Below are 24,566 nucleotides of genomic sequence, written 5' to 3'. Positions count from 1 at the left end.
CTCTCGAGGTCTCGTCGCGCCGGTCGCTCCGTGGCACCCTGAAGACGTCCGCGGACTCCATCGGGGAGCTGCGAGAACGAAGGTTGACCATGTCCGAGAACCCCTCCGCCACCCCAGGTGGCAGCACGCCGGAGGAGCCCGCCCCGTACGGCACCGGCTCCCGACCCGCTTCACCGGACGCAGCGACCGCTCCCGCGGCGCGCAAGCGCGTCCGCACCCACACGCTCGCCCAGATGAAGGCGCGCGGCGAGAAGTGGACGATGCTCACCGCGTACGACCAGTACGCCGCTCAGATCTTCGACGAGGCGGGCGTCCACGTCCTGCTGGTCGGTGACTCCGCCGCCAACAACGTCTACGGCTACGAGTCTTCGCTGCCGGTCACCGTCGACGAGCTGATGCCGCTCGTGCGTGCCGTCTCCCGGTCCGCGCCGCACGCGTTCGTGCTCGCCGACCTGCCGTTCGGGTCGTACCAGGGCTCCCCGGAGCAGGCGTACGACACGGCAGTGCGCTTCATGAAGGAGGGCCACGCCCACGGGGTCAAGCTCGAGGGCGGCGCCGAGATGGCCCCGCAGATCCGCCGGCTCGTCCAGGGAGGCGTGCCGGTCTGCGCGCACATCGGGTTCACCCCGCAGTCGGAGCATGCACTCGGCGGCTACCGCGTGCAGGGACGCGGCGACGCGGCGCAGAAGACGATCGACGACGCGCTCGCCGTGCAGGAGGCCGGCGCGTTCGCGGTCGTGATGGAGATGGTGCCGGGCGACGTCGCAGCCGAGATCACCAAGCGCCTGGAGATCTCGACCGTGGGCATCGGCGCCGGTGTCGAGACCGACGCCCAGGTCCTCGTCTGGCAGGACATGATGGGCCTCAACGGAGGACGGCTCCCCCGTTTCGTGAAGAAGTACGCCGACCTGCGGAACACGATGCTGGACGCCGCACGGGCGTACGTGTCCGACGTCGAGAGCGGCGCGTTCCCGGGCGAGGAGCACACCTTCTAGCCGACGGCTGTCAGGGGGCAGCGCCGGCCTCAGCCGAGCCGGACGCCTGCGAGCTGCGTCGCCTGTGCGACGAGGCGGTCGGCGCTGTCCCAGACGGTCGTGGTCTCGTCCACGCGGTCGGCCTCGACGAGCTGGGCGCGGTGCAGGATCGTGAGCGGACCGGGCTCGGGAAGGGCACGGACGTAGACCGTCATCTCCAGCGTCGGGACCCAGCCCGTGGGCTTGATCTCCATCGTCGCCGGAGGGAACGCGTCGACCGCGTACAGCAGCGACAGCGGATCGAAGTCGGCGCCGTCGAGGAAAGCGAGCCAGCCCCGGAGCTCTCCGGAGCCGCTGGGCCGTCCGAGCGCGAACGAGGCGGTGGCCGGCTCGAGCCGCAGGTCGACCTGGTCCATCACGGGGACCCGGAGTCCGGTCGGGCTCTGGCCGGGCACGCGGATGCCGTCTGCGCGCGAGGCCGACGGCCGGGCGGGGACGCCGGCGTCCCACCGCGGCGCCGTGCCTGCCTCGAGCGTGCCGATCATGAAGACCGCCTCGACGCACGCGCGTCCGTCCTGCAGCATCGTCGCGCGGACGTGGTCGGCGCTGCGCCCCTTGCGCAGGACCGCCGTCTCGATCTCGACCGGCCCCGCGTCCGGGGAGTGCAGGTAGTGCGCCGAGGTCGTCACGACGTGGGCGTGGCCGGCGCTCGCGACCGCGGCGCGACCGAGCATCGTCAGCAGGTAGCCGCCGTTGGGCTTCGTCCCGACGCTCCAGTCGGCATCGACCACCGCCTCGTACGCGCCGTCGGCTGAGCGGTGCACGGCGCTGACGTCGGCATAGGGCCTGGGCACGACGGACATGGAGACTCCTCGGATCGACCGGCCACCATCATGGCGTCGAGGACCGACAGGTCTGCGCGCGGGATCAGCTCCCGGGGGCGCCGCCCCTCGACCCGTCGTCGTTCCAGTCGGGATCGTTGTCCCACTGCTCGTTGCGCTCCTGAGCGAGCTCGAGCGCGCGCTCGGCCTCCTCGCGCGTGTCGTACGGGCCGAGGCGATCGATCGCCTTGCAGCCCTCCTCACCCTCGACCGCGTGGTGCTTGATGCAGTAGTAGAACTTGCCGTCCGCCATCTCGACCTCCTGCTCCCATCCTGCCCGAGCGCGACGACACGTGCCGACCGCGCCGCAGCGTCCCACCTACACTCGATCCGTGACCGTGCTGACCTCCCACACCCAGTCCCCGCGCCGCAGCGTCCCGGCCTCTGTCGACGTCCCCGAGTACGTCGGCAAGGCCGCACCGACGCCGTACGACGGACCGGAGGTCCGCAGCGCCGAGACGATCGCCGCGATGCGCGTGGCCGGACGGATCGCCGCGCAGGCGCTCGACGCGGTCGAAGCCGCGATCGCTCCCGGCGTCACCACCGATGAGCTCGACGCGATCGGTCACGCGTTCATCGTCGACCACGGCGCGTACCCGTCGACGCTCGGCTACCGCGGCTACCCGAAGTCGCTGTGCTCCAGCGTCAACGAGGTGATCTGCCACGGCATCCCCGACTCGCGTCCGCTCGAGGACGGCGACATCGTCAACATCGACATCACCGCCTACATCGGCGGCGTGCACGGCGACACCAACAAGACCTACCTGGTCGGCGACGTCGACGAGGAGTCGCGGCTGCTCGTCGAGCGTACGGAGGAGTCGCTGGCGCGGGCGATCCGCGCGGTGAGACCGGGCCGGCAGATCAACGTGGTGGGCCGTGTCATCGAGTCGTACGCGAAGCGCTTCGGCTACGGGGTCGTGCGCGACTTCACCGGGCACGGGGTCGGCCCCGCCTTCCACGACGGCCTGATCGTGCCGCACTACGACGACCCGCGCTACGACACGGTGATCAAGCCGGGCATGACCTTCACGATCGAGCCGATGCTCACGCTCGGCTCGATCGAGTGGGACATGTGGGACGACGGCTGGACGGCGACGACGAAGGACAAGGCCAGGACGGCGCAGTTCGAGCACACGCTGCTGGTGACCGAGACCGGCGCAGAGATCCTGACGCTGCCCTGACTCGCGGCCCACCGTGATCTACGACGCATTGTCGTAGCCGGTGCGTGGCGGCGACGGGCCGCCAGGTACGTTCTATGCCGTGACCACGATCGCCACGCCTCCGCAGACCGCCCACCCTCGCACCCGTACGGCGTTCCGCGTCGTCGCCTTCGCCGAGGCGGTGTCGTGGGCTGGCCTGCTGATCGGCATGTTCTTCAAGTGGGTCCTCGAGACGACCGAGGTCGGGGTGAAGGTCTTCGGCCCCATCCACGGCGGCGTCTTCATGCTCTACGTGGTCATGTGCCTCGTGGCGTGGCGCACCTTCGGCTGGTCCTTCAAGGTCGCCGTCGCCGCGCTGGCCTCGAGCATCCCGCCGTTCTTCACGCTGCTGTTCGAGATCTGGGCCGACCGCCGGGGCCTCCTCGGCCGCCCCGCTCGCTGACGTCGTCCCGGTCCGAGCGGCCGACCCGTCCCAACGACCGGTCGAGCACCGTCAGCACGAGGAACACCGTCGCCGCTCCGAGCATGAAGACGGCGAGCTCGTGGACTCCCGTGGTGCTCGCGCGCTCACCGAACAGCTGGCCCGTCGCCACTGCGGCGACGATGGCTCCGAGGTAGCCGAAAGTCCGGAGGAGGCCTGCCGACGACCCCATGCGCGTCGGGTCCGCCTGGGCGTACAGCGCGTTCTGGTTGGCCAGGCTCACGAGCCCCTGGGGGAGCCCCGCGACGACGGCGATCGCGACGAGGACGGCCACCGGGGTGTCGCCACGGACGATCAGGAGGATCGCTGCGCTGACGGCGATCTGCGCGACGGCGCCCACCACGAGCTTCCCCCGGATCTGGGGCCGACGGCCGGTGACCAGCGAGACGAGGACGCCGGTGACGAACGTCGGGAGGAGCAGCAGCCCCGCCTGGGACGGGCTCAGTCCCCGACCCTCCTGCAACCACTGCACGAAGCCGTAGACGTAGGCGTACGACACGGTGTAGCCGGCGAGGCTGCGCAGGTACGTCGCCAGCAGCGGCCGGTTGCCGGCCAGCACCCGCACGTCGATGAACGGGTCGGCGCAGCGCAGCTCGCGGACCGCGAACGCGACGCCGGCCAGGACCGCCACGACGGGAAGCCACACGAGCGCGACGCGCGGGACGGTCAGGAAGATCATGAGGCCGAGGAGGGCCACGGCGAACAGCGCGATGCCCACCACGTCGAGCGAACGTGGCACCGCCCGCGCCTCGGGTGCGCGGCGCGGCAGGTAGACGGCGCCGAGCACGAGGCAGGCCGCGGCGAGCGGGATGTTGATCGCGTACGTCGCCCGCCAGCTCCCCAGGTCGATGAGCAGGCCGCCGAGCGCGGGACCCGCGACTGCGACGGTCTGCGTCGTCACGGCGAGCATCGTGAGCACCGCACCGGGCGCGTGCCGTCCCGTCCGGTCACCCTCGCTGCGCACGAGCGACATGGCTGCCGGGTACGCCGCGCAGGTCCCCAGCCCGAGGATCACGCGGGCGGCGACCAGGACGCCGAGGCTCGGCGCGAACGTCCCCACGAGCCCGGCACTCGCGGTGAGGACTGCGCCGGCGAGGTACACCGGCCGGGGGCCGTACGTGTCGACCAGCCGGCCGGCGAGCGGCTGCCCGACGGCGGTGGCCAGATAGAGCGCGGAGACCAGCCAGATCGTGCTCGACGCGGGAGCGCCGAACGCCGTGGCGATCGGCACCATCGCCACCGCGATGATCGAGGTGTTGATCGGGTTCAGGACGGACCCGATCATGATCGGCGCGAGCAGCCGCCGGTCGAACGCGGCCGGCTTCTCGGTGACGGTCGTCACTGCGCCAACCGGTCGAGCAGCGCGATCGCCTCGAGCAAGGTCTGCCGCTCCTCCTCGGTGAACCGGTCCTCGATCAGCTGGGGCAGCCAGGCCTCACGCGCGGCCCGACCGCCCTCGACGCGGCGCCGGCCGTCGTCGGTGAGCCCGACGATCTGACGGCGGCCGTCGGTGGGGTCGGCGGTGCGGACGACGAGTCCCTGGCGGGCGAGGGATCCGAGGAGCGTGGCCATCGACTGCGGGCGTACGCGCTCGACCGCCGCGAGACCGCTGGCGGTGACGGCCTCGCCCTTGCCGATGCGGGCCAGCACCGACGCCTGCGACGGCGTCAGGTCGTCGGAGTCGGTGACCTCGAGGAGCTTGCGCCGGAGGCGGCCGAAGATCACGCGCAGGTCCACCGAGAGGCGCTGCGCCGAGGGCGAGACGTTGACGCGGTCGGCCGACATATCGACAGTCTAGACTGAACAGATCAGGCTGATCAATCCCGGCGATAAGCGCACTGCCCCCATGGGGGCGGATGAGCCGGCCCGTAGGCCGGATTCTGTCAGGGCGTCTCCCCGCCCCGGCGACCATCTATCTCGGCGCCGCGTCACCGCGACGCTCCAGCAACCTACCCGCAGGCTCGGCGAGCAGCGTCAACGCCTGCGCGGGCCCGGAGGCCCTTCTTGGTCTTGCTCCCGGTGGGGTTTACCTAGCCGCTCCGGTCACCCGGGGCGCTGGTGGGCTCTTACCCCACCCTTTCACCCTTACCCGCACCTCACTCGCGTGAGGCCGCTGGCGGTCTGCTCTCTGTGGCACTGTCCCGCACGTCACCGTGGGTGGGCGTTACCCACCACCGTCGCTCTGTGGAGTCCGGACCTTCCTCGGCGTCGTCGGTGCGCACCGACGACGACGCGGCCGCCCGGCCGACTCATCCGCGTTCGACAGGGTAGCCGACCGCCCCGGGTCGGGCCTCATTTGGCCACCCACCGTCCCACCCCGTAGACTCGACCACGCGAAAGGGAGTAGTCCCCAACATCCGTGTCGACACACTGACCCTCGGGTCCGGTACGGAAGGCGTCACCTCGGTGGCGCGGACGAGACTTTCGACCAGTGCAACGACCCTACGGACGTTCCTGGTCGAAGGGACGTCCCACACAGGCTCTTCGTCCAGGTGACGAGGAGCTTTTTTTCATGCTGTACGCGTTCTTGCTGAGCACGGTGGTCATCTTCGTGGCCGAGCTCGGCGACAAGAGCCAGCTGATGGCGATGACGTTCGCCTCCCGCTACCGCCCGCGAGACGTTCTGATCGGCATCACCGTCGCGACGGCGGTCGTCCACCTCGTCTCGGTCGGGATCGGGTTCTGGGTCGGCGAGGCCTTCGCGGACGCGCAGCACTGGATCACCCTCGTCGCCGGCGTCGCGTTCCTCGGTTTCGCGGCCTGGACCCTGCGCGGCGACGAGCTGTCCGCGGACGAGCGCTCGAAGGCGCAACGCAGCTCGGGCGCCGCCGTGTGGGCTGTCGGCGGAGCCTTCTTCCTCGCCGAGCTCGGCGACAAGACGATGCTCGCCACCATCGCGCTCGCGACGCAGGAGGACTGGTTCGGCACCTGGATCGGCAGCACGCTCGGCATGGTCGCGGCCGATGCCCTGGCGATCCTTCTCGGTGCCTGGCTCGGCAGGCAGCTCCCGGAGAAGGTCATCAGGTACGGCGCTGCGGCGCTGTTCGCCGCGTTCGGCCTGCTGCTGATCGCGGACGGGGCAGGCTGGCTCTAGCCTTCAGCCGTTCCACCGGAACTCGACGGTCCGCGCGTCGACGTCCGCTCGCTCGAGCGTCACGTGCACGAGCTCGCCGAGCGGGAGCGGCGCCGTACCGACGACCCTGGCCTCCACGGCGGGCTCGTCGAGCAGCACCGACCCCTTTGCGGCGTCCTTGTCGTCGGCATCGATCACGACCCCGCTGAACGTCTGGCCGACGGCGTCGGACAGTGCGACGGCCTCCACGAGGTCGAGCACCGCACGGTCGAACTTCGACGCAACCCGCCCGGTCGCGGCCATCACCTCAGGGAGCAGCGCGAGCCCGTCGCGCGCCCAGTCCGGCACCGCGGAGCCACCGCTCACGGCGAGGCACACCTCACTGACGTAGCGGTCCGCGAGCCGCCGCAGCGGTGCGGTCGCGTGAGCGTACGGCGCGGCGATGGCGCTGTGCTCGGCGTCCTCGGGGACGTCACCGTCGAACGTGGCGTACCCGGCACCACGCAGCAGCCCGGTGCACGCGTCCAGCATGGCCAGGTGGTGGGGCTGCGTCGGGTCGAGCGACCGGACGAGCTCTGGATAGGGCATCTCGGCGGGCCAGCTGATCCCGAGCCCGCGTGCGGCACGCCGCAACCGGCGCAGGCTGCGCTCGTCGGCAGGCGGCAGCGTGCGTACGATCCCGACCTTCGCCTCGAGCATCAGGCCAGCGGCCGCCATCCCCGTCAGCAACGAGATCTGCTCGTTCCAGCTCTCGGAGGGCACGAGCTTGCGGTACGACAGCGACCAGGACCCGTCGGCGTCCCGCTCGATCTCCTGGCTCGGCAGCGGCAGGCTCACGCCACCTCGCTCGACCTCCCGGTCCTTCCGGCGCTCCCCCACCTCGCGCAGCAGCGTCAGCGTCTCCGGGCCGGCGCCGGCGTCGACCTGGGCCTGGACCCCCTCGTAGTCGAGCTGCGCCGTGCTCCGGACGCGCGCACGCTCGACGCGGACGTCGCGCTGACGCCCCTCCGCGTCGAGGTCGATCGACCACAGGACCGCCGAGCGAACGACGTCGGGCAGCAGGCTCGCCGCGTCCTCCGAGAGGGCCGGCGGGTGCAGCGGGATCCGGCGCGACGGTGCGTACAGCGTCTGGCCGCGGCGGTGCGCCTCGGCGTCGATCGCACCGCCGGGGCGGACGTACGACCCGACGTCCGCGATCGCGTAGTGCACGGTCCAGCCGTCGCCGCTGCGCTCGATGAACATCGCCTGGTCGAGATCCTTCGCTCCGGGCGGGTCGATCGTGAGCAGGGGCAGGTCGGTCCGGTCGAGGTCGGGCAGCTCGACCGTGCCGGCGGCGGTCCCCGCCTCCGCGAGCACCTCCGGCGAGAAGCCGGTGCCGACCTCGAGCTCGTCGGCGATCGCGTCGATCCGTCCTTCGAGCGCGGGCACGGCGTCGGGGGCGATCGAGAAGTAGGCGCGGCTCATGCCGTCCACCCTAGAGAAGCGCGGCGCCGCCGCAGGTCGACGCGGACGACCCGCCGTACGCTCCGTAGGATCGCTGCGTGCTCGTCCTCCTCCCCCCGTCCGAAGGCAAGTCCGTCCCGCGGCGGGGTCGCCCCCTCGATCTCGACGCGCTGGCGTTCCCCGCGCTGACTCAGACGCGGCGTCGCATCGGCGAGGAGCTCGTCGCGCTGTGCACCCTCGACCGGGACAAGGCCGCCGACGTGCTCGGCCTCGGTCCGACGCAGGCCGACGCGATCGACCGGGATGCTGCCCTGTGGACTCAGCCGACCGCGCGTGCGGACGCGGTCTACGACGGTGTCCTGTACGCGGCGCTCGACCTCGACACGCTCGATGCCGCGGCGAGGCGGCGCGCGAGCCGGTCGCTGGCGTTCGCGAGCGCACTCTTCGGCCTCCTGCGTCCCGCCGACCGGATCCCGGCGTACCGGTTGTCGGGCCACCTGACGCTGCCCGGGCTCGGCACGATCGCGAGCCAGTGGCGTGACCAGCTCGGCCCCGTGGTCGAGGAGGCTCGGGGTTCGGGGCTTCTCGTCGACCTGCGCTCGTCGACGTACGCCGCGCTGTGGAAGCCGACCGGGCCCAGGAACCGGATCGCAACGGTCCGGGTGCTGCACGAGGCCGGCGGGCGCCGTACCGTCGTGAGCCACTTCAACAAGGCCACCAAGGGTCGGATCGTGCGGGCACTGCTGGCCGATGGCGCGTCGCCGCGCACGGTCAGTGCCCTCGCGGAGGCGCTGCGCGACCTCGGCTGGACCGTCGAGGAGCACGGCAGCCGCCTCGACGTCGTGGTCGCCGAGATCTGAGCGCGCGCCCCGTCCCCGATTTGTGCAGTTGGTCAACGAACTGCGGACCGGATTCCTTGTGCAGCTGCACAAATCCGCGCGAAGGCCCCAGCACTCAGGCGAACCAACGGGTCCACATCGCGTTGAAGTGCGGACGCGGGCCGTCGTACCCGTTGTCGCGCAGCGCCCCGTAGACCCGCCACACGATCGCCTTCTTGTTCGCGAGGTCGTCCTCCAGCACGACGATGATGGTCCATCCGAGCTTCTCCAACGCCTCACGGCGCGTCCGGTCACGGGCGCGCTGCTTCTTGGAGCGCTCGTGCCACGCGCCGTCGTACTCGACGATCACCAGGTAGCGCCAGTAGACGAGATCGCCCCTTGCGACGAACCGACCACCCGTGTCGAAGAGGTCCGGATTGCAGTCCGGGTCAGGAAGCCGTGCGAACACCAGCGCCAGTCGTACGAGGGTCTCCATCGGAGACTCCGCCCGTTCACGGACGTACGCGAACGCCCGCCGCGCGCGTACGACTCCGTCGATGTGGCACTGCTCGAGGTACGTCCGCAGCGTGGCCGGTGTCGTGTGTCCGACATGGACGAGATGCTCGGCGGCCTGGACGAGCTCGACAAGGTTCACGATGGTGGCGCAGTCGACGTAGGTCCGGTCCGGCCCGGTGCACGCGATGCGTTCGCGGACGTACGCCCGCAGCCTCCCCCGACGCCGGTGCAGGCGGATGCCGTCGCGTCGGACCTGAGCGGTCGTGTTCGTCGAGAAGTGCAGCGGGAGCGGGCGACGGACGTCGAGACCCCAGAGCCTCAGTGCTGTCAGGTGGCTGGCGATCGTGTCGTCGGGGAGCAGGAGCAGCGCCGCGCGGAGCAGGAGCTCGAACGTCATCGGCAGATCGGTGACGACGTAGACGCCGCGAAAGAGCTGTCGAAAGCGCTTGCCCTGGAGGTCCTGTGGCCGAAAGCCGACCGCACGTGCCGTTGCCGTGGTGAACGGGCCCTCGCGAAGGACCACGGGGATGGGTTTCATGGCCGCAAGGTGGGTCCTCCACAGGTGCGCGAGCCATCGCGGTCGGCAGTCTGGGGATATCTCGTCCCCGATTTGGGCTGTTGATCAAAGATTCGTGCTGGGGATTCCTGGATCAACTGCGCAAATCGGGGACGGGACGGGCGGGAGGTCAGCCGGGGACGACGTCGTACGCGCGAAGCGTCGCGATGCCGTCCGGCCAGATCCGCACCGTGCTCACCGACGCGGGCTGGAGCTCGAGGCGATGGATCACCGGCATCGGGGCGTCGAGCGCGAGCCGGACGAACATCTTGATCGGCGTCACGTGACTCACGAGGACGACGCGCTTCCCGCCGTACGCCGCGACGAGGCGGCGCTGGAGACGCTGCACGCGCGCGAAGACCTCGTCGTACGACTCCCCGCCGGGCGGAGCGACCGCGGTCGACTCGAGCCACGCATCGAGCGCCGCGGCGTCGCGTTCCTTGACCTGGGCGAACGTCAGTCCGTCCCAGTCGCCGAACTCCGTCTCGACGAGCCCGCCGTCGACGGCGACCTCGAGGCCGAGCGCCTCGGCGATGGTCTCCGCCGTCTCACGGCACCGGCGCAGCGGTGACGTCACGACGACGTCCGCACCCTCGACGGCGACGTACGCTGCCGCGCGACCGGCCTGCGCCCGGCCTTCGTCGTTCAGCCCGGGATCCGAGCCGCCCGCTCCGCAGAAGACCTTGGCGATCGTGTTGTCGGTCGCTCCGTGGCGTACGAGCGTGAGCGTGGTCGGCGGATCCGCCAACGGGTCGCGCCAGCCGATCATCGGGTTCCGAGCACCTGGCTCCGCTCGCGGCGCCGGCTCCGCCTCCGGAGCCACCGACGCCACGGGTGCAGGCACGGCCGCACCACCGCGCGCCGCATCCAGCGCCGCGTTGAGGAGCGCGTCGGCGGCGGTGTTGCGCTCGCGAGGGATCCAGGTCCACGTGACGTCGGCGGGTGCGAGCTCGCGGGCCTGGGCGGCGAGCGGCTTCATGGCGGGGTGCTTGACCTTCCAGCGCCCGGCCATCTGCTCGATGACGAGCTTGGAGTCCATCTTGACCTCGACCTCGGCCTCCGGCGCGTGCTGCGCCACGAGCTCGAGACCGGCGATCAGACCTGAGTACTCGGCGACGTTGTTGGTCGCGACACCGATCGTCTCCGCCCGCTGGGCGATCACGGCACCGGAGTCGGCGTCACGGAGCACGGCGCCGTACGCCGCGGGTCCCGGGTTGCCCCGCGACCCGCCGTCCGCCTCGACGATCACTCGTCGCGGCGTGCTCACAGACCTGACTCGCCGGTCCGCACGAGGATGCGGTTGCACTCCGGGCACCGCAGCACCTGGTCCGACGGCGTGGCGGCGATCTCACGGAGGTCGGCCCCGTTGATCTCCAGCCGGCATCCCTCGCACCGCTTGTGCCGCAGCGCCGCAGCGCCCACGCCTCCGTGGCTCTCCCGGACCTTCGCGTAGAGCTGGAGCAGCGGCTCGGACACGCGCTCGACGGTAGGGCCACGCTCGGCGCGCAGGGCTTCGGCCGACGCGTCGAGCTCGGCGGTCGCGACCTCGAGCCCGGCGAGCTCGTCGGCGATCCGTGCGTCGAGCGACGCCAGCGCGTCGGTGGCCACGGCCAGCTCGGACTGGGCGCCCTCGAGCTCCTCCATCACCTCGAGCTCGTCGTCCTCGAGCGAGGCGATGCGACGGTCGAGCGCGACGATCTCGTGCTGGATGTTCTGGAGGTCCTTGGGGTTGGTCACCTGCCCGGAGTCGAGCCGGGTCTGGTCGCGGTCACGACGGGCGCGCACCGAGGCGACCTCGCGATCGGCCTTCGTCTGGTCGGCGGTCAGGTCGGCGACCTTGGTCTGAGCCTGGACGCTGCGCGCGTGCACCGCCTCCCGCTCCGCACGCAGCTCGGCGAGGACCGCCACCTGTGGCAGCGACCGGCGACGGTGCGCGAGCTGGGCGAGCTGCGAGTCGATGGCCTGGACCTCGAGCAGGGCGAGCTGGTCGAACGGGTCGGCTTTCAGCGTGGGCTCCTCTGACGGGTACGGACGACTGCGTGCGTACCGCTGGACATGACCGGATCCACCGTATTACTTCGACCACCCGAGGTGCGACGTCCACGGGTCGGTGACGAGGCCGGACACCTGGACCTGAACCGTACTCCCTCGGGAGTCGAGCCAGCCGCGCAGCCGGTCGGCGAGCACCGGGAGCCACGTCCACTCCGCCGCCCAGTGCGGCACGTCGACCACCGCAGGTGCTCCCGGCTGCTCGCGCAGCTCCGAGACCGGATGGTGCCGCAGGTCGGAGGTCACGTACACGTCGACGCCGCTCGCCCGGGCCCGATCGAGCAGGAAGTCGCCGGACCCGCCGCACACCGCGACCCTGCTCACACGGGCCTCGGGGTCACCGGCGACGCGGGCGGCGCTGTGGTTGGTCGGCAGCGCACGGACCACCTGGGCGACGAACTCCGTGAGCGTCGTCGGCGTCGGCAGCGACCCGACGCGGCCGCTGCCTCGGTCGTGCTCAGGCACGGCGGCGATCTCGGTGACGGTGTACGCGACCTCCTCGTACGGGTGGGCCGAGCGTACGGCCGCGAGGACCTCGCCACGGAGAGCGCGCGCCGCGACCATCTCGATGCGGGCCTCGTCGACGCGCTCGACCTCACCGACGCCGCCGATGGCCGGAGTCGCGCCGCCGCCCGGACGGAACGAGCCCGTGCCGTCGCTCACGAACTGGCAGCGGTCGTAGTCACCGACGGCTCCTGCTCCCACCCCGTGCATCGCGGCGGCCACGGCCTCGGCGTCGGACCGCGGGGCGTACACGACCCATGCGTCGAGCGGGTCGGCAGCGTCCGGGTCGAGCGGTGCGACATCGACGAGCCCCAGCGCGCGGGCGAGCGAGTCGGACACGCCGAGCTCCGGCGAGTCGGCGTTGGTGTGGCAGGTGTGGAGCGTGATCCCGTGTCGGACGAGGTCGGTGACCACCCGTCCCTTGGGCGTCGTCGCGGCGACCGAGTGCACGCCCTTGAGCATCAGCGGGTGGTGGGTGACGACCAGCTCCGCCTCGGACGCCACCGCCTCGTCGACGACGGCCTGCACCGGGTCGACGGCGAGCAGGATCCGTCGCAGGGGGGCGCTCGGGTCGCCGACCGAGGTGCCGACGGCGTCCCAGGAGTCGGCGTGGTGCTGCGGGTACCACGAGTCGAGGAGGTCGATGACGTCACGCACGCGCAGGTCGCTCACGAGCGCCAGCCTACGACGACCCCGTCGTGCGCCCGTAGAGGTCGGGGCACCACTCAGTCAGGCCCTCGAGATCGCGACGGACGTCGATCCGGAGGTAGATGTGGTGGCCGCACACATCGGCGACCTCGCGGTAGCGGGTGGCGACGACCTCACGGAACGCGGCCGTGTCGATGCCCCACCAGGTGAACGAGCCCATCTCGACGAGCCACTCGGGAGCATCGGCGCCCGACAGCACCGCCGTCATCTGGACGAGGTCGGGGTCGCGTACGCGGATCGGAAGGCTCCACGAGTACTCGTACGGAGCGAAGAGGCCGCCGACGCGCAGCACCTGGGGAGACCCGTACGCGACGAGCCCGGAGTCTCCCGGTCGGGCGTGGTCATGGATCCACTCCCCCGCGGCGGTGCCGCTCGACGGCCAGTCGCGCACCGCCGCCGGCGCCAGCCACGCGACCGCCACCAGGGTCGCCGCGAGCGCGAGTGAGACCGCGACCCTCACCGTGCGGATCAGCCCGGACCGCATCGCGAGCGCTGCGCCCAGCGCCAGCGGGACGGCGAGCTGCAGCGCGTAGTGGCGCCACCAGGAGCCGCCGCCGGCGATGCCGAAGACCGCCCACCCGAGCAGCGCCAGCGTCGCGATGGCGGCCGCGCGACGACGCTCGCGGACGATGGCCCACACCGTGACGCCGGCCAGCAGCGCTGCGCCGCTGGCGAGGATCGCGAGACCGAACACGAGCGCGCGCTCGGCCGGGGCGACCGTGCTCGAGGAGAGGATCACCGACAGGGCCTCCTCTCGGAAGCCGAACAGCGCCTCCCACAGCGTGCCGACGCCGGGCCCTGTCGCAGCCCACCACAGCGTGAGCAGCAATGGAACGGCTGCTCCGGCGACGCCCGGAAGGACCAGACGGCGACCACGCGCGCCGGCCACGACCCACAGGACGGCGGCGAACACGATGCCGTCGGCGAAGTTCTGCTTCATCAGCAGGGCCGAGGCACCGGCGGCCCCGGCCGCAGCGGCCAGCAACACCTGTGCGCGAGCCGTCCTGGCCTCGTACGTCGCGGCGAGCGCCAGCGCGACGCTGACCGCGACGAGCGTGACTCCCGGCAGTGCGGTCATCAGGCGTGGACCGCTGAACATCGGGGTGGACGTCAGCGCCGTCACCACCAGCGCTGCCGCGACCGCCCCGCGAGCACCACCGAGGGTGCGGCCGGCGAACCACGCGGCGACGACCGCGACGGCCGCGAGAAGGAGCGCGACCAGGCGCAGGGCCACGCGGTCCCCGAGCGCTTCGGAGAGCACGTCAGCGGCACGGAAGACGAGGAGGAGGCCCGGCGGCCGGTCGACCCACTGGTTGCCGTAGAGGGAACCGTCGGTCGCCCCCCACTGGTGCGCGACCAGAAGGAAGCCACCCTCGTCGGACGACAGCGGCGCCCACACGTACGGCAACCGGAACAGCGTCATGAGCGCGAGCACGCCCAGGAGGACCGAGCCGCGTCCCGACTCGACCCACCGCACGACGGCGCGAGGTGCGGAGGCGCCCCGGCGACGCGTTGACTGCACGACCTCGGTGCTCAGTGCTCGATCACGACGCGCCCGTCGATCCTCTCGTGCTCCATCTCGTCCGAGATGTCGTTGATGTCACCGAAGGTCCGTGACGAGCCTATCCGCGCAGGGCGACAGTCGCATCGTCGTTTCGGGCCGACGAACGGGATGCTGAGGAGTGGTGGGCGCAGAGGGGATCGAACCCCCGACCGCCTCGTTGTAAGCGAGGTGCTCTACCGCTGAGCTATACGCCCGGAAACGTCCCGGAGGACGGGATACGGCGCCTCACCCTATCGGATGAGGACGTCTCGATCGGGCGGCAGGGGCCGGATCGAGAGGGACAGCAGAAGGCAAAGACGTGGCCGCTGGCGTCTCGGGTCACCAGCGGCCACGCGTGTTCAGTCTTGCACAGATCACGCTCTGCGCGGGAGGGTCATGCAGAGATTTCCTCGAGCGCACCCAGGTACGACTTCAGCTCGCGCGCGTCGGGCAGACCGTTCTCGACCTTCCACCGCACGACACCCTCCTCGTCGATCAGGAAGCTGCCGCGCAGCGCGCAACCGCGCGCCTCGTCGAAGACGCCGTACGCCGACGCGACCGCCCCGTGCGGCCAGAAGTCGGCGAGCAGGGAGAAGGTCAGACCGTCCTTCTCGGCGAAGGCGCGGAGCGCGAACATCGGGTCGCAGGAGATCGCGAGGACCTCGGCGCCGAGCTCGTTGAACGCCGCGAGGTTGTCGCGGATCTCGCACAGCTCGCCGGTGCAGACTCCGCTGAACGCGAACGGGTAGAACACGAGCAGGGTCTTCTTGCCGCGGAGGCCGGACAGCGTCACGTCCTCGCCGTGCTGGTTCTTGAGGGTGAAGTCGGGCGCTTCGGTGCCGATCTCGATCGTCATGGAGGGAGTCACTCGCTCTCGTCGGTGGGGGTCAGCCGGCGCTTCAGGACCTTGCCGGTCGCATTGCGCGGCAGCTCGTCCACGAAGCCTACTTCGCGCGGAACCTTGTACCGAGCGAGGTGCGCCTTGACGTGGGCCTTGAGATCGTCCTCCGAGGCGGTCGCGCCCTCGCGCAGCGCGACCCACGCGACCAGCCGCTGGCCGTACGCCTCGTCGTCGACTCCCACCACGGCCACCTCGAGGACCGACGTGTGCCGCGCGAGGCAGTCCTCGACCTCCTGCGGGTACACGTTCTCGCCGCCGGAGACGATCATGTCGTCGTCACGCCCGTCGACGAAGAGCAGCCCGTCGCGGATCGACCCCACGTCACCGGTCGACATCATCCCGTCGACGACCTCCTTGCCGGTCCCGTTCGTGTAGCCCTCGAACGGGAGGCCGTTGCGGACGAAGATCCGCCCCTGACCGGTGGTCGACGGCCGACCCTCGGCGTCGTACAGCGCGACGACGGTGCCGATCGGCGGCGCGCCGGCAGTCCCCGGACGGGCACGCATCTCGGCCGGCTGCGCGATCGTCACCCACGCGCACTCGGTGGATCCGTAGGTGTTGTAGAGGTTGTCGCCGAACTGGTCCATCCACGCCGTCGCCAGGTCGCCCGGCAGCGCCGACCCGCTCGCCGCGACGATCTTCAGGGCACTCAGGTCGTACGCGTCGAGCTCGGCCCTCGGGAGCTGGAGGGCGCGCTGCAGCATCACGGGGATCACGACGGCCGCCTGGCAGCGCTGCTGCGCGAGGGTGCTCAGGAAGTCGCGCGGCTCGTAGCGGCGCCGGAGCACCAGCGTGGACCCGAGCAGCATCGCGAGGTTGAGATGACCCCATCCCCAGGTGTGGAACAGCGGCGCTGCGATGTGGACCCGCATGCCGCCGCGCAGCGGGATGCGGGACAGGAGCGCGGCACCGGCCGACAGCGACCCGGACCCGCGGCTCGCACCCTTCGGTGCGCCGGTCGTGCCGGACGTCAGGATCACGGAGTGGCCCTCGCGGCTGGGCGGCCGGAGCTCCTCGCCGGACTGCGACGCGACGAGCGCGGCGAGCGTACGCCGGTGGCCGGGCGTCTCCTCCCAGGCGATGATCCGCGCCACGTCCGCCGGCGCGCCCTCCACGACGTCGGCGAACTCCTGATCGTGGACGAGGACGCGAGGCTTCTCCCGCTCGAGCAGCTCGCGGGTCTGCGGACCGGAGAAGGCGGTGTTGAGGTAGAGGACGTCGGCACCCAGCCGGCCGACGGCGATCGCGGTGATGATGAACCACCGGTGGTTGCGCGCCATCAGAGCGACGCCGTCGCCCTCACCCACGCCGAGCTCGGCCAGCGCCCGTGCGAGAGCGTTGGCCTGCGCCCCGAGGTCGCTGAAGGTGATCGACCCGAGCTCGTCGTCGATCGCGATGCCGCTCGGGCTCCGGGCGGCGAGCGAGGCGTATCCGCCGGCGAGGCCGGTGCCCCAGCGGACGAGCGCGCGACCGACACCGCCGAGGGCGCGGGGGCCGTACGGACGGACGACGCCGGACGTGGCGAGCGTCGCCAGGGACAGCACAGCGGCACCGGCACGGTGGTGGCCGGGGCCGCGAAGAGCGTGGTTCATGACAGACCTCAGGGTGGGCGACGCGATGCCCAGCATTGTAACCATGAGTTACATCTGGACGCGGGCCCCGTCCGCTGCGGTCAGCGCTTGTGGGTCGACAGCCTCGTCGCCGCCCAGTCGGACCCCGCGGACGCCGTCGTCGTGGTCGACAGCCCCGCGATCGGCGCCGCCTCGGCGATGTCTGCGTTGTCGACGTACCCCGGCCGACCCACCTTCGGGGTCATCAACCAGACCGTGCCGCCCTCGACGAGATCCTGGAGCGAGTCCATCAGGGCGTCGGCGAGATCGCCATCGCCCTCCCGCCACCAGAGGACGACCCCGTCCACGACCTCGCCGTAGTCGCCGTCGACCATCTCGCTGCCGATGCGATCCTCGATCGCCTCGCGGAGCACGTCATCGACGTCCTCGTCCCATCCGAGCTCCTGGACCACCATGTCGGGCTTGAAACCCAGACGGTCGCCCTGCCCCGGACGGTCCGCGTCGTGCGCGGTGGCGCTCACCGATGCCTCCTCGTATGTGCTTGCCCAGGCGTCCTCGTGCCTAGGCGCCACACACTAGCGGCTCCCGGCGCGTCGGTGGCAGTGAGCGCGCCCCATCGAGGGTTCCGTGCCGGCGGGACCGTGGCTACTCGCGGGTACTTTCACGCAGTGGGAGACTGGAGGAAGGACCGACGGCTACGTACCCCGACGCCGTCGAACGCCGCTGCCGCGCACACCCGTCGCGACGGCGATCTGTGCGAGAGAAGGATTCGAGAAGTGGCTCAGTCACCCGAGCGGCCCCCCGTCATCCACGAGGGCCTCCCGTCTCAGCTCCCCGACATCGACCCGGACGAGACCACCGAATGGCTGGAGTCGTTCGACGAGATGGTCGACGAACGCGGACGCGGCCGCGCACGTTACGTGATGCTCCGCCTGCTCGAGCGGGCCCGCGAGAAGCAGGTCGGGGTCCCCGCGCTCACCAGCACCGACTACATCAACTCGATCCCGCCGGAGCGTGAGCCCTGGTTCCCCGGCGACGAGGACATCGAGCGCCGCATCCGCGCCTACATCCGCTGGAACGCCGCGGTGATGGTGTCGCGCGCCAACCGCCCCGGTCTCGGCGTCGGCGGCCACATCGCCACGTACCAGTCGGCGGCGAGCCTGTACGAGGTCGGCTTCAACCACTTCTTCCGCGGCAAGGACCACCCCGGTGGCGGAGACCAGGTCTTCATCCAGGGCCACGCCTCCCCCGGCATCTACGCCCGCGCGTACTTGGAGGGCCGCCTGAACGAGGACCAGCTCGACCGGTTCCGCCAGGAGGTCAGCCACGGGACGGGCCAGGGCCTCTCCTCGTACCCGCACCCGCGACTGATGCCCGACTTCTGGGAGTTCCCGACGGTCTCGATGGGGCTCGCCGCGCTCAACTCGATCTACCAGGCGCGCTTCAACCGCTACCTCCAGAACCGTGGCATCAAGGACACCAGCGAGCAGCGGGTCTGGGCATTCCTCGGCGACGGCGAGATGGGCGAGCCGGAGTCCCTCGGCGCGATCGGCCTCGCGGCCCGCGAGGAGCTCGACAACCTCACGTTCGTCATCAACTGCAACCTCCAGCAGCTCGACGGGCCCGTCCGCGGCAACGGCAAGATCATCCAGGAGCTCGAGTCGACGTTCCGCGGTGCCGGCTGGAACGTCATCAAGGTGATCTGGGGCCGCGAGTGGGACGACCTGCTCGCCCGCGACGTCGACGGGGTCCTCGTCAACCAGATGAACCGCACGCCCGACGGTCAGTTCCAGACGTACTCGATCGAGGACGGCGACTACACGCGCGACCACTTCTTCGGTGCCGACCCGCGGCTCCTCAAGATGGTCGAGCACCTCACCGACGACCAGATCTCCAAGCTCCCGCGCGGTGGTCACGACTACCGCAAGGTGTACGCCGCGTTCGAGGCCGCGATGAAGCACACCGGGCAGCCGACGGTGATCCTGGCCCAGACGATCAAGGGCTGGACGATCGACGCCCTGGAGGGCCGCAACGCGACCCACCAGATGAAGAAGCTCACGAAGGCCGACCTCAAGAAGTTCCGTGACCGGCTGCACCTGCCGATCAGCGACGAGGACATCGACGGGTCCGACATCGCGCCGTTCTACCACCCCGGCGAGGACTCCGACGAGATGCACTACATGCGCGAGCGTCGTCGCCAGCTGGGTGGTTCGCTGCCCAAGCGCGTCGTCCGCGCGAAGCCGTTGGAGCTGCCCGCGGACGAGACGTACGCGGAGCTGCGAGGCGGCTCGGGCACCCAGGCGATCGCGACCACGATGGCCTTCGTGCGCCTTCTCCGGAACCTGATGCGGGACAAGGGCGTCGGCTCGCGCATCGTCCCGATCGCACCGGACGAGTTCCGGACGTTCGGCATGGACTCGATGTTCCCGACCGCGAAGGTCTACAACCCGCACGGTCAGTCGTACGAGTCGGTGGACCGCAAGATCCTTCTCGCCTACAAGGAGTCGACCGCCGGCCAGCTCCTCCACGAGGGCATCAGCGAGGCCGGCGCGGTCGCGTCGATGACGGCCGCGGGCTCGGCGTACGCCACCCACGGCGAGCCGATGATCCCGGTCTACATCTTCTACTCGATGTTCGGCTTCCAGCGCACCGGCGACTCGCTGTGGGCGATGGCCGACCAGCTGTCGAAGGGCTTCCTCGTCGGCGCCACGGCAGGCCGTACGACGCTCACGGGCGAGGGCCTCCAGCACGCGGACGGACACTCGCCGCTGCTGGCCCGCACCAACCCCGCGGCGATCCACTACGACCCGGCGTTCGGGTTCGAGATCAGCCACATCGTCAAGGACGGCATGCGGCGGATGTACGGCGCGACCGAGGAGCACCCGCAGGGCGAGCCCGTCTTCTACTACCTGACGGTCTACAACGAGCCGGTCGTCCAGCCGGCCGAGCCCGAGGACCTGGACGTCGACGCGCTGCTCAAGGGCATGTACCGCTACAGCGAGGCACCCGCGCGCGGAGGCGACTCCCCCCAGGCGCAGATCCTCGCCTCCGGTGTCGCGGTGCCGTGGGCCGTGGAGGCGCAGCGGATCCTCGCCGAGGAGTACGACGTCCGAGCGCACGTGTGGTCCGTCACGTCGTGGAACGAGCTGGCCCGCGACGCCGAGGCGGCTGAGCGTGCCACGTTCAACGCTCCCGGCAGCGACGTCGTCCAGCCGTACGTCACCCGCGCTCTCGCCGACGCCAGCGGCCCGGTCGTGGCGGTCAGCGACTACATGCGCGCCGTGCCCGACCAGATCGCACGGTGGGTGCCGCAGGCGTGGACCTCGCTGGGTGCGGACGGGTTCGGCTTCGCGGACACCCGCGCCGCCGCCCGCCGCTTCTTCCAGATCGACACGGCATCCATCGTGGTGGGCGTCCTCGAGTCGCTCGCCGCGGCGGGAGAGGTCAAGCCGGAGATCGCAGCCGAGGCGTACGCCCGGTTCCAGGTCGACGACCCGACCGCCGTCGCCGGTGTCCCCCAGGAGGGCGGAGACGCCTGATACAGGCCCTGGAGCAGGGGTGAGCGCCCAGCGGAAGAACGTTTCCCGGGCGTTCACCCCTCGTCCTCTAGAATGTAGGTTATGGATCCCCGCGACGACGTGACACTGAACGCTGCCTCGAGCGGATCCGGGACCATGTCTGCACCCACGGTGATCGAGAAGCCCGAGAGCCCCCCGGCCGCGCCACGGTCGGCCTGGTCGCGCGTCCTGCGCTGGCCGTACACGTTCCTGCTCGTCTTCTCCATCGCGGTGGGCGTGTTCACGGTCTGGGCCTCGTACTACCTCGACCTGCCGCTGCGCGACCCCGAGGGATTCCTCGGCCCCGCGTACGTCCGGCTGCCCGCGCTCGGACTCCTCTTCATCGGCGGCGGCCTTGCGGTCCAGGCGTTCCTGCAGACCAAGAGCTTCCGTGGCCTCTGGTCGCGAGCGGTCACGATCGTCCGCACGGAGTGGAGCTGGAGCCGGCTCGGCCACGCCGCCCTCGGCCTCATCGCCTTCTACGTCTCGTACGTCAGCTACCGCAACCTCAAGAGCTTCCTGCCGATCGTGCGTGAGGACGTCCTCCACGACGCCGACCTCATGAAGCTCGACCACTTCCTGTTCTTCGGGCACTACCCGGCGCTCGTGCTCCACGACGTGCTCGGCACGGGGTTCATCGCGCTCATCCTGTCGACGATCTACGTCTCCTACCTGATGCTCGTGCCGGTCTCGCTGGCCGCGCTCCTCGTCCTGAACCGCGACGTCTCGCTCGGCGCCTGGTACGCCACCGCGCTCAGCCTCAACTGGATCCTCGGCGTCGCGAGCTACTACATGATCCCGACCCTCGGCCCGGTGTTCGCCAACCAGTCGCTGTTCGCCGACCTGCCCGACGACAGCGGCGTGGCGGCTCTGCAGCGATCTCTCGCCCATGCCCGCTACGACGTGCTGAGCAGCCCGTGGGCCACCGAGAAGATCCACGGCATCGCCGGCTTCGCCTCGCTGCACGTCTCCGTCGTGCTCACCGCCTGCCTGTTCTTCGCGATCGTCGGGCTCAACAAGTGGCTGATGCGCGGGCTGTGGGTCTACTTCCTCGGCACGGTCCTCGCGACGATCTACTTCGGCTGGCACTACCTCGCCGACGACGTGGGCGGCGCCATCATCGCGGTCCTGTCCATCGCGATCGGAGCCGCCGTCACCGGCAACTGGGGCTACCGCAAGAAGCGCAAGGCCGAGCTGCGTGCCGCGAAGTCAGCCGCCGCGACGGACGCGACCACCGCGGCCTGACCCGCTGACCCGTCCCGCAGCGTCACTCGGCAGCCGTCACCCCGCGGCGCCGCTCCTGAGATCCACGACGGCCGCCGCAGCCTCGATGGAGTCCTGGGATCCGTCGACGCGTGCGCCGTTCCTCAGGACCGAACGCCACCGGCGTGGTCGGAACGTCGCCGGCGGCGCTGACTCCACGAACCGTGTGAACACCTCGACGAACAGCTCCGGTGCGTCCTTGTGCGGGAAGTGGCCGCAGTCCGGGAACAGCTCGACCACCGTGTGCGGTGAGCGGCGCTGCGCCGCGAGCGCGTGGCGAGCCGGGATCACGCTGTCCGCGACGCCCCAGACCAGGCAGAGCGGGATCACCTCGGCGAGGTAGGCGCGGTCGTTCATGGTGATCCGCTGGCCGCGCCAGTCCACGGCATGGCTGGTGACGGCGAGCACCGCCGACCGCGCGTCGGCGTCGCACAGCAGCGCGTAGACGTCGGCGGCCTCGCCGAGGTCCCGGGTGTGCGGCAGGCCCGTCCGTGCGAGGGCGCGCAGCGCCGTGCGGACGGGGAACCGCAGAGGTGCGAGCGTGGCGGCAGCAAGACCGAGCGCTGCACCAGGCACCGTGAGGAGGCGGATCAGCGGTGACACGTCGCCGCCGAGCCCTCCGGGTGCGACCAGACAGATGCGCTCCGTGCGCTCGGGGTACTGGTAGGCGAACTGCATCGCCACTCCCCCGCCGAGGCTGTGCCCGACGACGGTGACCCGCTCGATCTCGAGGTACGTCAGCAGGTCGCGCATCGCGTTCGCGTAACCACCCAGCGAGTAGTCGGCCCGCGGCCGGTCCGACTCGCCGTGACCCAGGAAGTCGGGCGCGACGACGGTGAACCGCTCGGCGAGCTGCCCGGCGACGCCCAGCCACGTCGACGAGTCGCAGCCCAGCCCGTGCAGCAGCAGGACCGCCGGCCCGCTGCCGAGCATCCGGTACGCGCGGCGGTGGCCGTGGAGCGTCACGAACCGCGTCTCGAGCCCGTCGAGGCTCCGTTCGTCGAGGATCTGGTCACCCATCGGTCACGCGCTCCTCCTCAGGACTTCGGCACAGGATATCGGCCGGCGAACCGCGCTGCACCTACCCTGGGCGATGTGACCTCCCGGACACACGACGGCTACGCGCAGGTGCTGGACAAGGCGTCCGGCGACCTGACGACCGCCGCGATCACGACCATGGAGCGCGAGTTCGCCTGGTTCAACGAGCTCGAGGCCGAGCACCGGTCGTGGATCTCTCTGGTCGCCCACGCCGGGATCGCCCAGTGCGCGCAGTGGCTGCGGACGGGAGCCGCGCCGCTGGACGTCACCGCCTCGGTCTTCGGGGCGGCCCCCCGTGACCTGACCCGCCACGTCACGCTGCAGCAGACGGTGGCGATGGTGAAGACGACCATCGAGGTGATCGAGCGCCACATCGACGTCCTCTTCACGCCGGACGAGGTCATCGAGGTACGACGGGCGGTCTCCGCGTACGCACGGGAGGTCGCCTTCGCGACCGCAGACGTGTACGCGCGAGCCGCTGAGTCGCGGGGCCAGTGGGACGCGCGCATGGAAGCGCTCGTCGTCGACGCCGTGGTCCGCGGCGAGCCCGACGAGGTCATCCGGTCGCGCGCTGCCGCTCTCGGCTGGGAGGCCGAGGACGGTGTGGTCGTCCTGGTCGGCACCGCGCCGCACGACCCCGCGTCCAGCGGCGACGGCGTCATCGAAGGCGTGCGTCGCCGCGCACGCGCAGCCCGGTTCCCGACCCTGACCTCGGTCCAGCTCGAGCGTCTGGTGGTCGTCCTCGGCGGCGTCGCCGATCCGGAGAGCGCGGGAGCGGCCGTCGTGGGCGCGTTCGGGGACGGGCCCGTGGTCATCGGTCCCGCGGTCTCCAACATCGCTCAGGCTCACAGCTCGGCGCGGGCGGCGCTCGCCGGTCTGCGCGCGTCCCGCGGTTGGCCCGCTGCGCCCCGACCTGTCCTCGCCGAGGACCTGCTCGTCGAACGCGCTCTCGCGGGTGACGGCCACGCGCGTCGTACGCTCGTCGACACCGTCCACACCCGCATCTCCTCGTCCGACCCCACGTTGCGAGCCACGCTCACGACGTTCTTCGAGCTCGGCGCGTCGGTCGAGGCAACGGCCCGCATGCTCTTCGTGCACCCCAACACCGTGCGCTACCGGTTGCGGAAGATCCGGGAGGCGACCGGGCTCGACGCGCTCCAGGCCAGGGGCGCCTACACGCTGCGCGTCGGGCTCACGCTCGGTGAGCTGCTGACGCCTCCCGCCGACGAACGTCGACCGCCGTCTTTGTAGGAACCCCACAATCACCGGCCACGTTTTTGAGCCGGGTCCGCTTCGTGGTTGGTCTGTTCCGCCAGGCACTCTTGGTCTCGTGCCCGCGATGCGCCATCGCGATCGACGACGACGGACGATCTCCCGCCGCACCGGCCGGGGTCCGACCTACGCGGATCGGAGCAGGACCGTCGGAAGCCGATCGCGACGAACCGCGCGCTGAGCACAGCCCTCGCAGGGGCGTTCGGGGGTCGCCCTTGCGAGTGCGTCGGCCGCTCCCAGCTGGGAGCGGCCGGCGCA

Annotated in this window: 23 protein-coding genes, 1 tRNA gene and 1 other RNA gene; 9 read left to right on the top strand and 16 right to left on the bottom strand. The window is 71.0% G+C overall.

All coding sequences use genetic code 11. The annotated features are described in order from the left end of the window. Positions 1-89: 89 nt before the first annotated feature. Positions 90-995: a 3-methyl-2-oxobutanoate hydroxymethyltransferase gene (gene panB / locus AB3M34_RS08645; protein ID WP_370619043.1), complete on the top strand. Its 906-nt coding sequence runs from the start codon at positions 90-92 to the stop codon at positions 993-995. Positions 996-1,024: 29 nt separating this feature from the next. On the opposite strand, the gene AB3M34_RS08640 is transcribed toward panB, so the two are convergent. After that, positions 1,025-1,837: a thioesterase family protein gene (locus AB3M34_RS08640; RefSeq protein WP_370619041.1), complete on the bottom strand. Its 813-nt coding sequence runs from the start codon at positions 1,835-1,837 to the stop codon at positions 1,025-1,027. Between the two features lie 64 nt (positions 1,838-1,901). After that, complete coding sequence (locus AB3M34_RS08635) at positions 1,902-2,108, bottom strand: hypothetical protein (protein ID WP_370619039.1); 207 nt, start codon at positions 2,106-2,108, stop codon at positions 1,902-1,904. A 79-nt stretch (positions 2,109-2,187) separates the two neighbouring features. Between AB3M34_RS08635 and map the strand changes: the two genes are divergently transcribed. Both map and AB3M34_RS08625 read left to right on the top strand, forming a co-directional pair. Continuing rightward, the gene (map, locus tag AB3M34_RS08630) at positions 2,188-3,036 is read left to right on the top strand and encodes a type I methionyl aminopeptidase (RefSeq protein WP_370619037.1); all 849 of its coding nucleotides are present in this window, start codon (positions 2,188-2,190) and stop codon (positions 3,034-3,036) included. Between the two features lie 79 nt (positions 3,037-3,115). Then, the gene (locus AB3M34_RS08625) at positions 3,116-3,457 is read left to right on the top strand and encodes a DUF3817 domain-containing protein (protein WP_370619035.1); all 342 of its coding nucleotides are present in this window, start codon (positions 3,116-3,118) and stop codon (positions 3,455-3,457) included. On the opposite strand, the gene AB3M34_RS08620 is transcribed toward AB3M34_RS08625, so the two are convergent. The 3 genes from AB3M34_RS08620 to rnpB form a co-directional block, all read right to left on the bottom strand. Continuing rightward, a complete protein-coding gene (locus AB3M34_RS08620; protein WP_370619034.1) occupies positions 3,396-4,838 on the bottom strand; it encodes an MFS transporter in 1,443 nt (480 codons plus the stop codon). The genes AB3M34_RS08625 and AB3M34_RS08620 overlap by 62 nt on opposite strands. Then, positions 4,835-5,281, bottom strand: coding sequence for a MarR family winged helix-turn-helix transcriptional regulator (locus AB3M34_RS08615; protein WP_370619032.1), 447 nt, complete (start codon positions 5,279-5,281; stop codon positions 4,835-4,837). Before AB3M34_RS08615 ends, AB3M34_RS08620 begins: the two co-directional genes overlap by 4 nt. Positions 5,282-5,349: 68 nt before the next feature. Beyond that, positions 5,350-5,748: RNase P RNA component class A (gene rnpB / locus AB3M34_RS08610), an RNA gene on the bottom strand. Positions 5,749-6,008: 260 nt separating this feature from the next. Here rnpB and AB3M34_RS08605 point away from each other — a divergent pair. After that, a complete protein-coding gene (locus AB3M34_RS08605) occupies positions 6,009-6,590 on the top strand; it encodes a TMEM165/GDT1 family protein (RefSeq protein ID WP_370619031.1) in 582 nt (193 codons plus the stop codon). Positions 6,591-6,593: 3 nt separating this feature from the next. Here AB3M34_RS08605 and AB3M34_RS08600 read toward each other — a convergent pair whose 3' ends face one another. Further along, positions 6,594-8,033 carry an RNB domain-containing ribonuclease gene (locus AB3M34_RS08600; protein WP_370619029.1) on the bottom strand — a complete coding sequence of 480 codons (1,440 nt, stop codon included), beginning with the start codon at positions 8,031-8,033 and terminating at the stop codon, positions 6,594-6,596. Between the two features lie 77 nt (positions 8,034-8,110). On the opposite strand from AB3M34_RS08600, the gene AB3M34_RS08595 reads away from it, so the two are divergent. After that, positions 8,111-8,872, top strand: a complete 762-nt coding sequence (locus AB3M34_RS08595; protein WP_370619027.1) for a YaaA family protein — start codon at positions 8,111-8,113, stop codon at positions 8,870-8,872. Positions 8,873-8,966: 94 nt separating this feature from the next. On the opposite strand, the gene AB3M34_RS08590 is transcribed toward AB3M34_RS08595, so the two are convergent. From AB3M34_RS08590 to AB3M34_RS08580, 3 genes are all read right to left on the bottom strand, one after another. Beyond that, positions 8,967-9,884 carry a DUF559 domain-containing protein gene (locus AB3M34_RS08590; RefSeq protein WP_370619025.1) on the bottom strand — a complete coding sequence of 306 codons (918 nt, stop codon included), beginning with the start codon at positions 9,882-9,884 and terminating at the stop codon, positions 8,967-8,969. Between the two features lie 148 nt (positions 9,885-10,032). Beyond that, a complete protein-coding gene (locus tag AB3M34_RS08585) occupies positions 10,033-11,169 on the bottom strand; it encodes a bifunctional RNase H/acid phosphatase (protein WP_370619023.1) in 1,137 nt (378 codons plus the stop codon). Continuing rightward, a complete protein-coding gene (locus AB3M34_RS08580) occupies positions 11,166-11,810 on the bottom strand; it encodes a zinc ribbon domain-containing protein (protein ID WP_422656404.1) in 645 nt (214 codons plus the stop codon). The genes AB3M34_RS08585 and AB3M34_RS08580 overlap by 4 nt, the downstream gene beginning before the upstream one ends. Between AB3M34_RS08580 and AB3M34_RS08575 the strand changes: the two genes are divergently transcribed. Then, on the top strand, positions 11,766-11,924 hold the full coding sequence (locus AB3M34_RS08575; RefSeq protein WP_370619020.1) for a hypothetical protein: 159 nt from the start codon (positions 11,766-11,768) through the stop codon (positions 11,922-11,924). The genes AB3M34_RS08580 and AB3M34_RS08575 overlap by 45 nt on opposite strands. 51 nt (positions 11,925-11,975) lie before the next feature. Here the strand turns inward: AB3M34_RS08575 and AB3M34_RS08570 are convergent, their stop codons facing one another. From AB3M34_RS08570 to AB3M34_RS08545, 6 genes are all read right to left on the bottom strand, one after another. Continuing rightward, positions 11,976-13,127 carry a Nif3-like dinuclear metal center hexameric protein gene (locus AB3M34_RS08570; protein ID WP_370619018.1) on the bottom strand — a complete coding sequence of 384 codons (1,152 nt, stop codon included), beginning with the start codon at positions 13,125-13,127 and terminating at the stop codon, positions 11,976-11,978. 10 nt (positions 13,128-13,137) lie between these two features. Continuing rightward, positions 13,138-14,685: a hypothetical protein gene (locus AB3M34_RS08565; protein ID WP_370619016.1), complete on the bottom strand. Its 1,548-nt coding sequence runs from the start codon at positions 14,683-14,685 to the stop codon at positions 13,138-13,140. 161 nt (positions 14,686-14,846) lie between these two features. Continuing rightward, positions 14,847-14,921: transfer RNA gene (locus AB3M34_RS08560), tRNA-Val, on the bottom strand. A gap of 179 nt (positions 14,922-15,100) precedes the next feature. Continuing rightward, on the bottom strand, positions 15,101-15,562 hold the full coding sequence (locus AB3M34_RS08555) for a peroxiredoxin (RefSeq protein WP_370619014.1): 462 nt from the start codon (positions 15,560-15,562) through the stop codon (positions 15,101-15,103). 8 nt (positions 15,563-15,570) lie between these two features. After that, the gene (locus AB3M34_RS08550; RefSeq protein WP_370619012.1) at positions 15,571-17,199 is read right to left on the bottom strand and encodes an AMP-binding protein; all 1,629 of its coding nucleotides are present in this window, start codon (positions 17,197-17,199) and stop codon (positions 15,571-15,573) included. Positions 17,200-17,279: 80 nt separating this feature from the next. Continuing rightward, positions 17,280-17,699, bottom strand: a complete 420-nt coding sequence (locus tag AB3M34_RS08545; RefSeq protein WP_370619010.1) for a DUF3052 domain-containing protein — start codon at positions 17,697-17,699, stop codon at positions 17,280-17,282. Between the two features lie 255 nt (positions 17,700-17,954). Here AB3M34_RS08545 and aceE point away from each other — a divergent pair, with 255 nt between their 5' ends. After that, positions 17,955-20,717, top strand: coding sequence for a pyruvate dehydrogenase (acetyl-transferring), homodimeric type (gene aceE, locus AB3M34_RS08540; RefSeq protein WP_370619009.1), 2,763 nt, complete (start codon positions 17,955-17,957; stop codon positions 20,715-20,717). Positions 20,718-20,798: 81 nt separating this feature from the next. Next, positions 20,799-21,980, top strand: a complete 1,182-nt coding sequence (locus tag AB3M34_RS08535; protein WP_370619007.1) for a phosphatase PAP2 family protein — start codon at positions 20,799-20,801, stop codon at positions 21,978-21,980. Between the two features lie 36 nt (positions 21,981-22,016). On the opposite strand, the gene AB3M34_RS08530 is transcribed toward AB3M34_RS08535, so the two are convergent. Continuing rightward, on the bottom strand, positions 22,017-23,018 hold the full coding sequence (locus tag AB3M34_RS08530) for an alpha/beta fold hydrolase (protein ID WP_370619005.1): 1,002 nt from the start codon (positions 23,016-23,018) through the stop codon (positions 22,017-22,019). A gap of 75 nt (positions 23,019-23,093) precedes the next feature. On the opposite strand from AB3M34_RS08530, the gene AB3M34_RS08525 reads away from it, so the two are divergent. Then, entirely contained in the window at positions 23,094-24,287 is a 1,194-nt protein-coding gene (locus tag AB3M34_RS08525) for a PucR family transcriptional regulator (protein ID WP_370619003.1), read from the top strand. Positions 24,288-24,566 lie beyond the last annotated feature (279 nt).

It is taken from the genome of Mumia sp. Pv4-285, assembly GCF_041320275.1.
Classification (GTDB): Bacteria; Actinomycetota; Actinomycetes; order Propionibacteriales; family Nocardioidaceae; genus Mumia; species Mumia qirimensis.
The sequence above is the reverse complement of the archived record's forward strand: the minus strand, read 5'-3'. Positions and strand labels throughout refer to the sequence as shown.